General features: G+C 59.5%; 13 protein-coding genes and 1 riboswitch. Of the genes, 7 read left to right on the plus strand and 6 right to left on the minus strand.

The window, feature by feature from the left end; translation table 11 throughout:
* Nucleotides 1-4 precede the first annotated feature (4 nt).
* A complete protein-coding gene (locus tag EPG66_RS21800; RefSeq protein WP_031593049.1) occupies nucleotides 5-1837 on the plus strand; it encodes an ABC transporter ATP-binding protein in 1833 nt (610 codons plus the stop codon).
* Here the strand turns inward: EPG66_RS21800 and EPG66_RS21805 are convergent.
* Nucleotides 1834-2958 carry a GNAT family N-acetyltransferase gene (locus tag EPG66_RS21805; RefSeq protein WP_115758061.1) on the minus strand — a complete coding sequence of 375 codons (1125 nt, stop codon included), beginning with the start codon at nucleotides 2956-2958 and terminating at the stop codon, nucleotides 1834-1836. The genes EPG66_RS21800 and EPG66_RS21805 overlap by 4 nt on opposite strands.
* Nucleotides 2959-3099: 141 nt before the next feature.
* Between EPG66_RS21805 and EPG66_RS21810 the strand changes: the two genes are divergently transcribed.
* From EPG66_RS21810 to EPG66_RS21820, 3 genes are all read left to right on the plus strand, one after another.
* Entirely contained in the window at nucleotides 3100-4029 is a 930-nt protein-coding gene (locus EPG66_RS21810; RefSeq protein WP_182688094.1) for a LysR family transcriptional regulator, read from the plus strand.
* Between the two features lie 98 nt (nucleotides 4030-4127).
* The gene (locus tag EPG66_RS21815; RefSeq protein ID WP_115758063.1) at nucleotides 4128-5069 is read left to right on the plus strand and encodes a glutathione S-transferase family protein; all 942 of its coding nucleotides are present in this window, start codon (nucleotides 4128-4130) and stop codon (nucleotides 5067-5069) included.
* A gap of 10 nt (nucleotides 5070-5079) precedes the next feature.
* The gene (locus EPG66_RS21820; RefSeq protein WP_010253470.1) at nucleotides 5080-5685 is read left to right on the plus strand and encodes an alpha/beta hydrolase; all 606 of its coding nucleotides are present in this window, start codon (nucleotides 5080-5082) and stop codon (nucleotides 5683-5685) included.
* Here the strand turns inward: EPG66_RS21820 and EPG66_RS21825 are convergent.
* Together EPG66_RS21825 and crcB are read right to left on the minus strand one after the other, a co-directional pair.
* Nucleotides 5682-6497 carry a sugar phosphate isomerase/epimerase family protein gene (locus EPG66_RS21825; RefSeq protein WP_115758064.1) on the minus strand — a complete coding sequence of 272 codons (816 nt, stop codon included), beginning with the start codon at nucleotides 6495-6497 and terminating at the stop codon, nucleotides 5682-5684. The two genes, EPG66_RS21820 and EPG66_RS21825, sit on opposite strands and share 4 nt — an antisense overlap.
* Before the next feature lie 132 nt (nucleotides 6498-6629).
* Nucleotides 6630-7007, minus strand: a complete 378-nt coding sequence (crcB, locus tag EPG66_RS21830) for a fluoride efflux transporter CrcB (RefSeq protein WP_031593044.1) — start codon at nucleotides 7005-7007, stop codon at nucleotides 6630-6632.
* Between the two features lie 87 nt (nucleotides 7008-7094).
* Nucleotides 7095-7170: riboswitch (Fluoride riboswitch) on the minus strand.
* A gap of 117 nt (nucleotides 7171-7287) precedes the next feature.
* Here crcB and EPG66_RS21835 point away from each other — a divergent pair.
* Complete coding sequence (locus EPG66_RS21835) at nucleotides 7288-8208, plus strand: nucleoside hydrolase (protein WP_031593042.1); 921 nt, start codon at nucleotides 7288-7290, stop codon at nucleotides 8206-8208.
* 23 nt (nucleotides 8209-8231) lie between these two features.
* On the opposite strand, the gene EPG66_RS21840 is transcribed toward EPG66_RS21835, so the two are convergent.
* Nucleotides 8232-9260, minus strand: a complete 1029-nt coding sequence (locus EPG66_RS21840; RefSeq protein ID WP_039388056.1) for a zinc-binding alcohol dehydrogenase family protein — start codon at nucleotides 9258-9260, stop codon at nucleotides 8232-8234.
* A gap of 137 nt (nucleotides 9261-9397) precedes the next feature.
* Here EPG66_RS21840 and EPG66_RS21845 point away from each other — a divergent pair, with 137 nt between their 5' ends.
* Nucleotides 9398-10300 carry a GntR family transcriptional regulator gene (locus tag EPG66_RS21845; protein ID WP_064704089.1) on the plus strand — a complete coding sequence of 301 codons (903 nt, stop codon included), beginning with the start codon at nucleotides 9398-9400 and terminating at the stop codon, nucleotides 10298-10300.
* A gap of 170 nt (nucleotides 10301-10470) precedes the next feature.
* Complete coding sequence (locus EPG66_RS21850) at nucleotides 10471-11823, plus strand: MFS transporter (protein WP_010671480.1); 1353 nt, start codon at nucleotides 10471-10473, stop codon at nucleotides 11821-11823.
* Nucleotides 11824-11844: 21 nt separating this feature from the next.
* On the opposite strand, the gene EPG66_RS21855 is transcribed toward EPG66_RS21850, so the two are convergent.
* Nucleotides 11845-13236 (minus strand): hypothetical protein, encoded by a 1392-nt coding sequence (locus tag EPG66_RS21855; protein WP_115758065.1) that lies wholly within the window; start codon nucleotides 13234-13236, stop codon nucleotides 11845-11847.
* On the minus strand, nucleotides 13229-14140 hold the full coding sequence (locus EPG66_RS21860; protein WP_069025498.1) for an alpha/beta fold hydrolase: 912 nt from the start codon (nucleotides 14138-14140) through the stop codon (nucleotides 13229-13231). Before EPG66_RS21860 ends, EPG66_RS21855 begins: the two co-directional genes overlap by 8 nt.
* Nucleotides 14141-14193 lie beyond the last annotated feature (53 nt).

Genomic DNA, 14193 nt, shown 5'->3' on the forward strand with positions numbered 1-14193 from the left:
CGCTATGTTGTATCGCCGTTTTGAGCGTTTTATCAATATATTTCATGACGCGCCCACCGACTCGCCCCCCTCAACGGTCTGGTCGTTTTACCTCTACTATCTGAGGCAGGTCTGGCCGAGTTTCGCGGCACTGCTGGTAGTGGGGCTGGCGTCAGCCCTGATTGAAGTGTCGCTGTTCAGCTATCTGAGCCGCATTATCGATATGGTCAATCACTCCACGCCCGCCAGCCTGTTTCAGGATAACTGGCCGATACTGCTGTGGATGGGGGCGGTGGCGCTGATTCTGCGGCCGATTTTTATCGCCCTGCACGACATGCTGGTGCATCAGAGCATTAGTCCGAGTATGACCAGCATGATCCGCTGGCAGAATCACAACTACGTGCTGCGCCAGAGCCTCAATTTCTTCCAGAATGATTTCGCGGGTCGCATCGCCCAGCGCATTATGCTGACCGGCAGTTCACTGCGCGATTCTGCGGTGCAGCTGGTGGATGCCATCTGGCACGTGCTGATCTACGCGGTAACCTCGCTGGTGCTGTTTGCCGGTGCCGACTGGCGGCTGATGATCCCGCTGATTCTGTGGATGGTGGCCTACAGCGCCTCGCTGCGTTTCTTTGTGCCGCGCGTCAAAGCGCGTTCGGTGGTCTCCTCAGAGTCGCGATCTAAGCTGATGGGCACCATTGTCGATGGTTATACCAACATCGCCACCATCAAACTGTTCGCCCACAGCGATCTGGAACGGCAGTATGCGCGTGAGGCGATTCAGGAGCAGACCGAAAAAACCCAGAACGCCGGCCGCATGGTCACCAGCATGGATCTGACCCTGTCAGCGCTGAACGGCCTGCTGATTGTCTCGACCTCCGGGCTGGCGCTGTGGTTATGGAGCCAGTCGCTGATTAGCGTCGGGGCAATTGCGCTGGCGACCGGTCTGGTCATCCGCCTGGTGAATATGTCCGGCTGGATCATGTGGGTGGTCAACGGCATTTTCGAAAATATTGGTACGGTACAGGATGGCCTGAAAACCATTGCGCAGCCGCTGAGCGTGCAGGATGCACCGCAGGCAAAGCAGCTTAAGGTGACGCGCGGCAACATCCGTTTTGAGGATGTGCGCTTCGATTATGGCGGTGGCCGTCAGGTGATTAACGGCTTTAATCTCGACATCAAACCTGGCGAGAAGATTGGGCTGATTGGTCCCTCGGGCGCCGGTAAATCGACGCTGGTGAACCTGCTGCTGCGCCTCTATGACCTGAACGCGGGGCGGATTGTGATCGACGATCAGGATATCGCCGCTGTGACGCAGGAAAGCCTGCGCAGCCAGATTGGCATGATCACCCAGGACACCTCGCTGCTGCACCGCTCAATCCGTGAAAACCTGCTTTATGGTCGTCCCGACGCCAGCGAAGAGGAGCTGCAGCTTGCGATTCACCGCGCCCGCGCCGATGAATTTATTCCGCTGCTCTCCGACTCACTGGGCCGCACCGGGCTGGATGCCCACGTGGGCGAGCGCGGCGTGAAACTGTCGGGCGGTCAGCGTCAGCGTGTGGCGATAGCCCGCGTGCTGCTGAAGGATGCGCCGGTTCTGATCATGGATGAGGCCACCTCGGCGCTCGACTCCGAAGTGGAAGCGGCGATTCAGGAGAGCCTGGAGTCACTGATGCAGGGCAAAACCGTTATCGCCATCGCGCACCGCCTGTCGACCATCGCGAAGATGGATCGGCTGGTGGTGCTGGATAAAGGCGGCATTGCCGAGATGGGCAGCCATCACGAACTGCTGGCGCAAAACGGTCTCTATGCCCGGCTGTGGCAGCATCAGACCGGCGGTTTTGTCGGCATCGATTAATCGCCGCGTCGATAGGGTAAGGCGTCGCGTGCTTCTTCCGCCCAGCCGCGCACGCCTTCCCGCTCCTGCACCAGAAAATCAGCGACCGCATCACGCAGGCCGGGATGCAGCAGATAGTGCCAGGAGTGGGTAATCTGCGGCTCGAAGCCGCGCACCAGCTTGTGCTCGCCCTGCGCGCCTGCATCAAACCGCGTCAGCCCCTCATCAAGGGCCAAATCCATTCCCTGATAGAAACAGGTTTCAAAGTGCAGCCGGTCAAACTCCGCCAGACAGCCCCAGTAGCGGCCATAGAGCGCGTTGCTGTCCCGCAGATAAAACGCCATCGCGGCCGGTTGCTGCTGTAAACGGGCGATCACCACCACAATATTCTGTGGCATGCGTTCCGCCAGCAGGCTGAAAAAGTCACGCGTCAGATAGGGACGCTGACCGCGCACCGCATAGGTGTTGGCGTAACAGGTGTAGACAAAATCCCACTGATCTTCGCGCAGCTGGTCGCCCAGGTAGCGGTCAAACTCAAAGCCGCTCTGCATCACCTGCTCACGCTCTTTACGCAGCTGTTTGCGCTTGCGCGACATCAGCGAATCCAGGAAATCCTGAAAATCGCGGTAGCCACGGTTATGCCAGTGATACTGACAACCGAGCCGGGAGAGCCAGTCGGGCTGATCGGCCAGCAGCTGGTTAGCCTGCGCATCGGTAAAGTTGATATGTGCCCCGCTTAAGCCCTGCTGTAACAAGCTCTCAGGCAGGGCCGACAGCAGTTGCGCCGCGGCAGCGGTTTCGCCCAGCAGGCGCGCGCCGCTGACCGGGCTGAAGGGTATCGCGCCCAGCCATTTCGGGTAGTATCGGATCCCGGCGCGCTGGCTGGCATCCGCCCAGGCGTGATCAAAGACGTACTCGCCCTGTGAATGGCGTTTGCGGTAGCCTGGCAGCGCGGCGCGGGTCACGCCCTCCTCCCGCCACAGCAGATGATCGGGCTGCCAGCCCGCTTCGGGCCGCACGCTGCCGCTCTGTTCTAACGTGAGCAGAAAGGCGTGGCGCAAAAACGGCTGGTCATCAGGCAACAGCGCATCCCACTCGGCGGCCGGGATCTCCGCCAGTGACGTCAGGTGAATCAGCGACATGAATTACTCCAGAGAACGTCGGGCAGAGAGTCAGTCAAGCAGGTTTTCCGCGCCAGCGAAAGGGTTAAGGCACGCAAAGTGAAGGCTGCATCAGCGGAGCACAGCTTCTATACTGCGACTTTATCTCCACAGGACACCGCCATGGATCGACTCGATTGTGACCGGATGTTTGTCACGGTGCTGGAAACCGGCAGCTTTTCTGCGGCGGCGTTGCGTCTCGGCACCAGCAGCAGTCAGGCTTCCAAGCTGGTTTCAAAGCTGGAGCAGCGGCTCGGCGTCCAGCTGTTCAAGCGCAGCACGCGCGCCCTGTCACCCACCGATGTCGGGCGCAGCTATTATGAGCGGGTCAAAAATCTGCTTGATGCGTTTGAGACGCTGGATGCCAGCGTGCGTGAAAGCGCTACGACGCCTACCGGCAGGCTGAAAATCAGCGCCCCCGGCTCCTTTGGTACTGTGGTGTTATCTGAGGTGCTGGTGGCGTTTGCCCGGCGCTATCCGCTGATTGAACTGGATGTCAGCTTTTCAGACCGGTCCGTCAACATCGTCGATGAAGGTTTTGATATGGCGATCCGTATCGGCACCCTCAGCGACAGCAGCCTGGTCGCGCGCAAGCTGGGTGAGGTGCATGTGCGCATCGCCGCCTCGCCGGTCTATCTTGAGCAGTTTGGCACGCCGCAGCACTGGCGCGAGATGCCCCAGCATCAGTGCATCATCGACACCAATTTTCGCGATCCCTGGCACTGGCCGTTTGCCGGCAGCGACGGCAGCGACGGCAGCGACGGCAGCGACGGCAGCGAGATTGTCACCGTTCCGGTCCGCGGACGTCTGCGCTTCGCCAACACCGAAGCCTGCCTGCAGGCCGCGATGGCCGGACTGGGCATTGCGCGGCTGCCCGGTTTTATCGCGGCTCCCGCGCTGCAACGCGGTGAGATTGTCCGGCTGCTGGAGAATTTCGACACGCCACCGCTTGGCCTGTTTGCGGTTTATCCGCCCGCCCGTCATCTGGCACACCGGGCGCGCCTGCTTATCGACTTCCTGGTGAGTCACTTTACCCGTTTTCCGCCCGCGTAATTTCTTCCAGAATGGAAGAAATGATTGTCTTTATGACCGGATTATCAGTCGTTTAGTCATCAGTTAAGCTGCTTCTCACATTACAGAGGAGTCGCGCGATGTTAGTAGAAGGCAAATGGAGTAGTGACTGGCACCCGGTGCAGTCGACCGATAAACAGGGTGGATTTGTCCGTCAGACGTCCGGTTTCCGGCATTTTATCAGCAGCGATGGCTCCACTGAATTTGCGGCAGAAGCGGATCGCTACCATCTCTATGTGGCGCTGATCTGTCCGTGGGCGTCGCGCGCGTTAATTGCCCGCAAGCTCAAAGGGCTGGAGTCGCTGATTAGCGTGACGGTGGTTGAACCGCAGCTCGGTGCCCAGGGCTGGCGCTTTGGCAATTTCCCCGGCGCACAGCAGGACACGCTGAATAACGCGCAGTACCTGCATGAAATCTATACCCGCGTCGCGCCCGATTACACGGGCCGGGCCACCGTGCCGGTCTTGTGGGACAAGAAAACCGGCACCATCGTCAGCAACGAGTCCGTTGACATTGTGCGTATGTTCAACAGCGGCTTTGGCGATCTGGCCGATAACCGCATCGACCTCTATCCCGCCGCGCTGCGCCCTGAGATTGATGCGCTGAATGAGAGTCTCTATCCGCGTCTGAATAACGGCGTTTACCGCGCCGGGTTCGCGACGACATCAATCAGCTATCAGCAGGCCTTTAACGACGTCTTCAGCCAGCTCGACGAACTGGAAGCCCTGCTCAGCGATGGTCGCACCTTCCTGCTGGGTGAACGGCTCACTGAAACCGATATTCGCCTGTTCGTCACCCTGATTCGCTTTGACGTCGCCTATCATGGCCTGTTCAAATGCAACCTGCGCCGGATACGCGACTATACGCTGCTGAATCGCTATCTTAAGAGCATGCTGTCAGTCTCCGGCGTGCGTGAGACGGTCAACATCGATCATATCAAACAGGGTTACTACTCGATCAAGGCACTGAACCCGAACGGGATCGTTCCGGCAGGCCCGGATCTGAGTGAATACGGCCTATAAAGGAGCAATAATGGCAAAAGCACTGGTGATTTTTCTGCATGGCGTAGGCAGTAACGGCGACGATCTGGCACCGATTGGCCGTCACTGGGCGACGCTGTTGCCGGATGTGATTTTTGCCTCACCCAATGCCCCCGAACGTTTTGCCGCCGGTTTTGGCTGGCAGTGGTTCAGTCTGGAGGAGGTGACGCCAGAGAACCGGCCAGGTCGGGTACGGGCCGCGCGGGCGGCGTTTGACGCGACCCTCAGCGACGTTATCGCACAGCACGGCTTCGCCGACCGCTGGCAGGATGTGGTGCTGGTCGGCTTTTCACAGGGATCGATCATGGCGCTGGATGCGCTGGCATCTGGCCGTTATCCGCTGGCGGGCGTGGTCGCCTTTTCTGGTCGTCTGGCGGTTGACGGTGAACTGACGCCACAGCCTCATTTGCCCGCGCTGCTGATCCACGGCCAGGCCGATGAGGTGATCCCGTGGCAGGAGAGCGAATCTGCCGCAGCACGACTCAGGGCCGCATTGGTGCCGGTAGAAGCGCGATTTGAACCCGCCACCGGCCACACCATCTCCGCTCAGGGCGCCATGCATGCCGCCGCGTTTATCGGGCAGTGCTTACAGGATTAACCCCAGCAGCGCTTTAATGCCTGCCAGGCATGACGGGCAGCGACCTCAGGCGGCAGGCGTTTCAGCGCATCATTAAAGACTTCAATGCCCACCGGTCCCTGATAGCCCCCGCTTTTGAGCTTATCGACAAAGCGTTCAATGTCGATAATGCCATCGCCGGGCAGCAGACGCTGGTGCTTTGCCATCGCCATCAGACTCTGCTTATCCTGCGCAGGCATGGCGGCCATATCACACAGCTGCACTTCATAAATGCGTTCGGCCGGAATGCCGTCCAGCTGTGAGGCGTCGCCACCCAGTGCGCAGATATGAAACAGATCGACCACCAGCCCGATATTGGGCTGATCGAGCCGCTGCAATCGCTGCCACGCAAGCGGCAGCGTGTTATCCACGCTGCACCAGGCCATCGGCTCATACATAATACGCATGTTGTAGCGCGCAGCTTCAGAGGCCATCCAGCGCAGGTCATCATCAATCTGGTCGGCGCAGCAATCCTCGCGGGTGCTGGCCGGCGCCTGAATGGTATCGCAGCCCAGCGCCTGGGCAATCTGAATAAACTGGCGCAGCTCTTCGCGCTTCTGTCCGCGCAACGCGCTGGGTGCCCCGGTAAAATCACGCAGCACCTGGAGATTAGTAAAGCCAGGTCCCTGCCGGGTAGCGATCTCAGCCAGTGCCGCCGCGCCACCCTCGCACGCCTGGACATCCTCGCGCCAGATCTCCACCTGATCGAAACCGGCGTCACGCGCCGCCTGAAGTTTCTGGCCGGGCTCACCGTTTAACAGCACCAGGTTAAGGAATGTGGGGTTAGTTCGCATTGCTCGGCTCCTTAATCGTCCGGAATAATCGGTGACGTTCAGCTTCTGCGCCCGTTCATGCGGGATGGTCGGGCGTAAAACCTGAAACAGTATCTACCTCTTAAGGAGTATGACAAGCACCGCTTAGCCGGATCAGCCCAGCATCGTGACCAGTGCGAAACCGGCAAACGCCATCAGCAGCGAGCCGATCACATGCACCAGCGCGCTGGTCATCGCCCAGAGATAGTTCCCTGATTGTAGCAACCCCATTAATTCCGCCGTGAAAGAGGAGAAGGTGGTCAGCCCGCCGCAGAGTCCGGTGACAATCAGCAGTTTCCAGATCGGGTCGATGTCGGGATGGCGAACAAACCAGGCCATTGCGCCGCCGATTACCAGACCGCCGATCAGATTCACCAACAGCGTGCCCGGCGGCAGATTGGGAAAGAGCGCATTAAAGCGCATTGCAAAAAGCCAGCGCAGTACACAGCCGGCAGAGCCGCCGATCATCACAGCCAATAACGGTTTCAACATTTCTTGCTCCTGATTGCAGATTGACGCCGGGCTGAGGGGAAAGGCAGAGATAAACTGCGCCTGACACCTCAGCTCCCGCGAAAGGATTGAGTGTCAGGCGTCATCAGCCGGTGTTAAGCCCACCGGCGGTTGGGAAAGGTGGCACGCCATCACCTTGAGCCGGTGATAATACGACGGCCGTTTCAGACTGGCAACAGTGAGGTCATGGCGGCTTAAAACCTTGACGCGCACGCCACATACGGAGTAATGCTGACGGTTTACAGCCTGTTGCGGAGACCCTATGCGTACCCTGATTTTTGATACCGATATCGGCGTGGATGACGCCTTTGCGCTGGCCTATGCGGCGCGGACGCAGCGTCTGCTTGGGATTACCACGGTCTTTGGCAACGTGGCGGTGGGTCAGGCGGTGAAAAACGCCCGACTGTTTTGCGGGAAAATGGCGATTAACGCGGAGGTCTATCGCGGCTGTTCACGACCGCTGGCGCTGCCACCCTCTGCGCCCGCGAGACTGCACGGTGAAGATGGGCTGGGCGATGCGTTTGATAATGCCTGCAGCGATCAGGCGCCGGGCGCGGTGCAGTTTATTATCGACAGCGTGCGGGCGCAGCCGCATCAGATCACCCTGGTGGCGATTGGTCCGCTGACCAATATCGCCACGGCCATTAATCAGGCGCCGGATATTATTCCGCTGGTGAAAGAGCTGGTGATCATGGGTGGCGCATTTGGCACCGACGGGCACAGTGGCAATGTGACGCCCTTCAGCGAATTTAATATCTGGAAAGATCCGCATGCTGCCGATCAGGTGCTCGCCTCAGCGCTGAACGTGGTGGTGATCCCGCTGGATGTCACGCACAAGGTGCTGATCAGCGGCGATGAGGTTCAGCGTCTGAATCAGCCGGTGCTGAGTGCGATCTGTCGCCCTTACCTGGCTTACAGCCTGGAGAAAGAGGGATTCGAGGGTATGGCGTTGCATGACACCCTGGCGGTGGCGTGGCTCACTCTGCCACAGGCATTTACCCTGACCGAAAGCCCGCTGCGGGTGATCACGGAGGGCATCGCCTGCGGTCAGACGGTGCGTAAGCTGAGCGCGCTGGCATCCCGTCAGGATCCCTTTAACGGCCTGCCCGCCCAACGCATCGCACTTGGCGTGGATGCTGATGCGGTGCGGGCGCACTTCTTTCAGACCCTCACCGCGCCCTGAACCACGCGAACCGACTGGCCGCGTTACCGATCGAAATGAATCACGCCTTTGATCAGCTCGCGGTTGTTGATGATTTGCGCCTCAAAGGTTTCATCCAGCGTGGAGAAGGCCAGATGGTGATTCAGCATCATTTCGGCGCGCAGCTGGCCGCTGGCCATCAGCGCACGCACCCGATCGAAATCTTCACGGGTGGCGTTGCGGCTGCCCATCAGGGTGGTCTCTTTTTTATGGAATTCACTGTCCGGGATCACCAGATCGCCTTTGTGCAGGCCGACATAAACGATAGTGCCGCCGTGTCGCATCAGGTTGACCGCATTGTTCATCGCCGCCGGGCTGCCGGTGGCGTCGATCACTTTCAGCGCCAGACGGCCACCAAACTGCTCTCGCAGCGCGCTGTAAAACGCTTCATCAGCCGGATTCAGTGCCGCCAGACCGAGCTGGTCAGCAACATGCTGGCGACGAAATTCGCTGGTATCCGCCACCACCACCTGCGCGCCGCTGGCGGCGGCGATAGCGGCAACACCCAGCCCAATCGGTCCGGCACCCACCACCAGCACCTGCTCATCCGCCACAATTGCGGCACGACGCACCGCATGGGCGCTGATGGCAAAGGGCTCAATCAGCGCAGCCGCTTCCGGCGCGACATCATCCACCGCCAGCAGCGTGCTGACTGGCACGCTTAAGTAGTCGCAGAACCCGCCATCCTGATGCACACCAATCACTGAGATCTGCTCACAGCAGTTGGTCTTGCCGCTCTGGCAGGCGTCACAGCGCAGGCAGGAGATATAGGGCATTAACGCCACCCGCTGGCCCGGCTGAAAGCCCGCGGCGTCCTGACCCGGCGCCACCACTTCCGCGCAGATTTCATGGCCCAGCACCCGTGGATAGCTGAAGAATGGCTGATTACCGGACCAGGCGTGGATGTCGGTGCCGCAGATTCCCGCGGTGAGGATTTTAATCAGTACCTCGCCAGCGGCGGGCGTGGGGATATCGCGGGTGGTCCATACCATCTTACGTGGTTCAGCGATGACCAGTGCTTTCATTGTTGTCATGGTGATTCTCCGGTTGTCCTGCAGGCAGTTATGGCGAATCCTGCACGCGCTGCGGTGTTCGTTTGCGGGAAGTGTGAAGCACCGCGATTTTTTTGGGCTTTGAATGGTTTTTAATGCATAAAAAACCGGAGAGTGAGATGAGCCGCAGCCAGAATTTGCGCCAGAACGTCATCAACCAGATGCTGGAAAGCATCGCTCAGCGCCATATTCGTTCACCGCTGCCGCCCCAGGCGGCACTGGCGGAAATGTTCAATATCAGCCGGACTACGGTGCGCCACACCCTGCACTATCTGCATCAGTGCGGCGTGCTGGATAAGGTGGATGAAACCTGGGTTATCGTGCGCGATCCGCGAGAAGATGACGGTTTTAGCGCGTTAACGCCGCCGATTGAGCAGCAGGCCAGCCACTTTGAGCAGATGTTTTTTAATATGATTAATCAGCGGCAGCTGGTGCCCGGCGATACCTTCAGCGAGCTGCAACTGGCGCAGCAGGTGAAAGTCAGTCCGGTGGTGGTGCGCGAATTCCTGCTGCGCTTTATGCGCTATGACCTGCTGGAGCCGGTCAGACGCGGCCAGTGGCGGATGAAAAAATTCACCCAGGATTACGCCGAGAAGCTGTTTGAACTGCGCGAGATGCTGGAAACCCACGCCCTGAGCCGTTTCCTGAATCTGCCCGCAGGCGACGAGCGCTGGGTTCAGGCGCGGGATCTGCTGGATCGTCACCGATCGATGCGCGACACCATCGCCAGTAACTATCGCCACTTTGCCGCGCTGGATCGTCAGATGCATTCGCTGATTTTATCCGCCGCCAACAACCCATTTTTCAATCAGTCGCTGGAGATTATCTCTGTGATCTTTCACTCGCATTATCAGTGGGATGAGAGTGACCTCAAGCAGCGAAATATTGTGGCGCTGGAGGAGCATATGGCGATTCTGACCGCGCTGATTGGCCGTCAGGATATCGACGCACTCTGTGCATTACATAACCATCTGGCAACCGCTAAAACCTCGATGGTGCGCTCAATCGGTCAGTACAATTAAAAACCGATTAAAAACCACAAAGCATTAGCTCCCGCACGATTCAGAAACATCTTTGCAACATCCTTAACCCTTTACTCTTAGTCTCGACTGCAACGTCACGGCGGCCTTTTGCCGCTGCGCGCAGACCCCTTCTCACCATAACGATAAGTACCCAGTTTCGGGAGAGTGCAATGGAAAAGACTTCAGTAACCGGCCGCGACAGCGCAGCTGGCGACACGCCATCAGACCAGGATTTCGTGCCGATGCGTAGCGACGTGGTGCGTTCACCGCGTATCCGCAAGATCCAGATCACGGCGATGCTGCTGTTGCTGTTCGCCGCCATCATCAACTATCTGGATCGCAGCTCGCTGTCGGTCGCGAATATGACCATCCGCGAGGAGATGGGGCTGAGCGCCACCGAAATCGGCTTCCTGCTCTCCGCCTTTTCGCTGGCTTACGGCCTGGCGCAACTGCCGTGCGGCGCGCTGCTGGATCGTAAAGGGCCGCGCATTATGCTCGGCATTGGCATGTTTATCTGGTCGCTGTTTCAGGCCGCCTCTGGCCTGGTGCATAACTTTACCCAGTTCATCCTGGTGCGTATCGGCCTGGGCATTGGTGAAGCGCCGATGAACCCGTGCGGCGTGAAAGTGATCAACGACTGGTTCAACATTAAAGATCGCGGCATGCCGATGGGGATGTTCAATGCGGCTTCGATGATTGGACTGTCGGTGGCTCCGCCGATTCTGGCGGCGATGATGCTGGTGATGGGCTGGCGTGGCATGTTTGTCACGATCGGTATCCTCGGCATGTTCCTCGCCATCGGCTGGTATATGATCTACCGTGACCGCGACAACAATACCCTGAGCGCTGAAGAGATCCACTATTTACAGGCGGGCAGCGTTGCCTCGCGTAAAGAGCCGATCAGCTTTAAAGAGTGGCGCGGCCTGTTTAAGCAGCGCACCATGTGGGGCATGATGATTGGCTTCAGCGGCATCAACTACACCGCCTGGCTCTATATCGCGTGGCTGCCGGGCTACCTGCAGTCGACCTATCATCTCGATCTTAAAAGTACCGGCCTGCTGGCGGCGATTCCGTTCCTGTTCGGTGCGGCGGGCATGCTGCTGAATGGCTATGTGGTCGACTCGCTGGTACGTCGCGGCTTTAACGCGGTGAAAACCCGCAAAGTCTGCATCGTCAGCGGGATGCTGCTGTCCGCCGGCTTTACCGCCGTGGTGACCCGCGCGACCGACACCACCAGCGCCGTAACGCTGATTGGGATGGCGTTGTTCTGTATCCACTTCGCCGGAACGTCGTGCTGGGGATTGATCCACGCCAACGTCACCGCCCGTATGACAGCGTCTGTCGGCAGCATCCAGAACTTCGCCAGCTTTATCTTCGCCTCGTTCGCGCCGGTCATCACCGGCTGGGTGCTCGACACCACCAAATCGTTCAGCATGGCGCTGATGATTTGTGCCTGCGTGACGCTGGTTGGCGCACTCGCCTACCTGCTGCTGGTGCGCCAGCCGATCACCGACGGCGAATAATCACGACTGACGGCGCGACTGCTACGTCAGCGCCGTCAGGGTGACCCCATGTTTTGCACCATAACGCTGAATACCCGTCATCACCTTCTCCGCGCTCAGCGCGGGTGGTGGTGGCAACAGCGGTGCCCGTTCACGCAATGCCGAGTCGAAGCGGGCAAACGTTGCGAAATCACGCGGGAAACGTTCCTCATCCACGCCAATCAATACGCCTTCATCACGTGCATGGGAGAGCAGCGCCCGCCAGCGATCAATCTCCGCCAGACCGATACTGTCGGTGCCGTGAGAGAAGAGCATCATGTCGATGTTGCGGAACGGCGGCTGTTTTTCCAGGAAGCGTTGCAGTGTCGCGGCCGAAGGCTCGGTGCAAAAGACCAGCCAGAACGGGATGGCGTGCTGATGCATGCTGCACCACGGGTCCATCAGCAGGAAGCTGTCCACCGTCAGCCGGGTCGGTAAAATTCCCGCCGCCAGATACCAGTCGCGGTAGATCTCTGCCACCACATAGCTCATCGCCTCCGGGTCTTCGTAACGAATCTCCATCAGCTTCCAGTTCTGAGCCTCCGCCAGTTTTTTCAGCGGCGAAATCAGATAACCATCCAGTCCCCACTCCGCTTCCGGCACGTGGTCAGTAATGGCGGGCGGCGTCCAGCGCTCACGATCGATGCCATAGCGTGCCAGATATTCCGCCACCCGCGGGCCGCCCTGTAAGTACTCTTTTTCGGTTGCGCCGCCGAGCGCACCAAACTGGAAAAACGAGCGATCGCTGGTGCGTGTTACCGGCCACTGTCGGGTACAGTGATTGATAAACAGCGTTGATCCGGCGGGCAGACTTCCCATCAGAAATTCGTTGAAGGCCAGCGGCAGTTCGCGCAGTTTCAGCCGGAAGTAGCGCATCTGATCGAGCATCAGCCGATCCTGATTCGGGTCCTGCATATGGTGCACCGCCAGCCGGGGCCAGGCAGCCAGCAGCGCGGCAGCAATCTCTTTGCCCTGCTCAAAGCTGGTCTGTGCGTCATCGGGATCGTTATTCGCGGCCCGCACCGGGCAAAGAAAAGTCTGGGGCAACCAGGGCACACCCATCGCCGCCGCCAGATGCACCAGTGCACCGTTCGATGAACCGATAAAGGCCGCCGGATAATCCTGTTGCGGGTATTCACTCACCATCCATTCGGCGATCCCTTCCACATCCAGTTCACCCGCCTGGCGCAGGCTGATGCCTTCTGCCATGCCGCCCAGCGCATAGCCCCACTCACGCAGCCCGGTCGGTAGCCGGTTCAGTGAGGGCAACAGGCGATCCAGCGTCGGTGACTGGCTGGGGCTGGCAAAGGGGCGGTCGTGCAGCGCATTGGCCAGCGCAAGCAGCATGGCGGCAGCAGAGTCAAAGCGGGCAATCCCTCTTGGTGGTTTACTCATGTTGATCCTCCTGCTGGATACGTGCCAGGAACGGGCGGATGGCGTGACAGAAACTCCACGGGTAGACGTAGTGCAAAGTGTGCGTCCCGTCGCGTAATGTCACTCGTTCGCTGCGCGGCATCAGGGCGGCGAGTTCATCCAGCCAGCGGGCCGGACAGACGGGATCGCGCGAGCCCCGCAGCAGCAACGTGGGTGCGTTAATGTAAGTAAGGCGATGCTCAATGCGGTCACGCATCATGGCGCGCATGGTACCGAAAGCGCGCCGCAGGCCCGCTTTGGCGTAATCAATTCGGGCCAGTGGGCCCGGTGGACGACGGGATTCCAGCCGGCCATTACGCCAGTCACGCCAGAGCTGACGCGGCAGACTGCGGGCATGACGATCGACCGTCGGCCCCTGCAGCACCAGTCCCGCCACAGCCTGTGGATGTTTCACCGCCAGCGCGGCCAGAATCTGGCAGCCAAACGAATTGCCGACCCAGATAGCACGCTGGAAACCGTTATGCTGTAGCCACAGCCACAGCGCATCCGCCAGCTGATCCACCGACATGATCGGCGCAGAAGGGGGCAGTGTGCTGGCGCCAAAACCGGGCAGATCCGGCACCAGCACGTGATAGTCGCGTCCCAGCGCCAGCGCCAGTGGCTCCATCGCCCGGCCCGACATCACCAGACCGTGGATCAGCACGACCGGCAGTCCCTGATCCTCATTGGGCGTAACGCGGGTAAACATGCGCCAGTCACCAATCTGCTGATAATAACCGGCCAGACCGGCGTGATGACTGTGCGGCGACACCGGCGGCGTCTCCTTAAGCTGCCGCCAGCGTTTCATGCCCCATAACGTGGCCGCCACACCCAATCCAACACCTGCCACAATCGCTGCCTGTTTTCGTCGATGCTTCTGGATCATCCGCTGCTCCTGGTTTGGGGAGAATAATTCAGTGTAGGTCGGGATCAGACAGC

The organism is Pantoea pleuroti, assembly GCF_014156615.1.
Taxonomy (GTDB): Bacteria; Pseudomonadota; Gammaproteobacteria; order Enterobacterales; family Enterobacteriaceae; genus Pantoea; species Pantoea agglomerans.

Excerpts from the sequence above, each read along its gene's own strand:
- EPG66_RS21800 (WP_031593049.1), top strand. The coding sequence starts at position 5 with ATGTTGTATCGCCGTTTTGAGCGTTTTATCAATATATTTCATGACGCG.
- EPG66_RS21805 (WP_115758061.1), bottom strand. The coding sequence starts at position 2,958 with ATGTCGCTGATTCACCTGACGTCACTGGCGGAGATCCCGGCCGCCGAG.
- EPG66_RS21810 (WP_182688094.1), top strand. The coding sequence starts at position 3,100 with ATGGATCGACTCGATTGTGACCGGATGTTTGTCACGGTGCTGGAAACC.
- EPG66_RS21815 (WP_115758063.1), top strand. The coding sequence starts at position 4,128 with ATGTTAGTAGAAGGCAAATGGAGTAGTGACTGGCACCCGGTGCAGTCG.
- EPG66_RS21820 (WP_010253470.1), top strand. The coding sequence starts at position 5,080 with ATGGCAAAAGCACTGGTGATTTTTCTGCATGGCGTAGGCAGTAACGGC.
- EPG66_RS21825 (WP_115758064.1), bottom strand. The coding sequence starts at position 6,497 with ATGCGAACTAACCCCACATTCCTTAACCTGGTGCTGTTAAACGGTGAG.
- crcB (WP_031593044.1), bottom strand. The coding sequence starts at position 7,007 with ATGTTGAAACCGTTATTGGCTGTGATGATCGGCGGCTCTGCCGGCTGT.
- EPG66_RS21835 (WP_031593042.1), top strand. The coding sequence starts at position 7,288 with ATGCGTACCCTGATTTTTGATACCGATATCGGCGTGGATGACGCCTTT.
- EPG66_RS21840 (WP_039388056.1), bottom strand. The coding sequence starts at position 9,260 with ATGACAACAATGAAAGCACTGGTCATCGCTGAACCACGTAAGATGGTA.
- EPG66_RS21845 (WP_064704089.1), top strand. The coding sequence starts at position 9,398 with ATGAGCCGCAGCCAGAATTTGCGCCAGAACGTCATCAACCAGATGCTG.
- EPG66_RS21850 (WP_010671480.1), top strand. The coding sequence starts at position 10,471 with ATGGAAAAGACTTCAGTAACCGGCCGCGACAGCGCAGCTGGCGACACG.
- EPG66_RS21855 (WP_115758065.1), bottom strand. The coding sequence starts at position 13,236 with ATGAGTAAACCACCAAGAGGGATTGCCCGCTTTGACTCTGCTGCCGCC.
- EPG66_RS21860 (WP_069025498.1), bottom strand. The coding sequence starts at position 14,140 with ATGATCCAGAAGCATCGACGAAAACAGGCAGCGATTGTGGCAGGTGTT.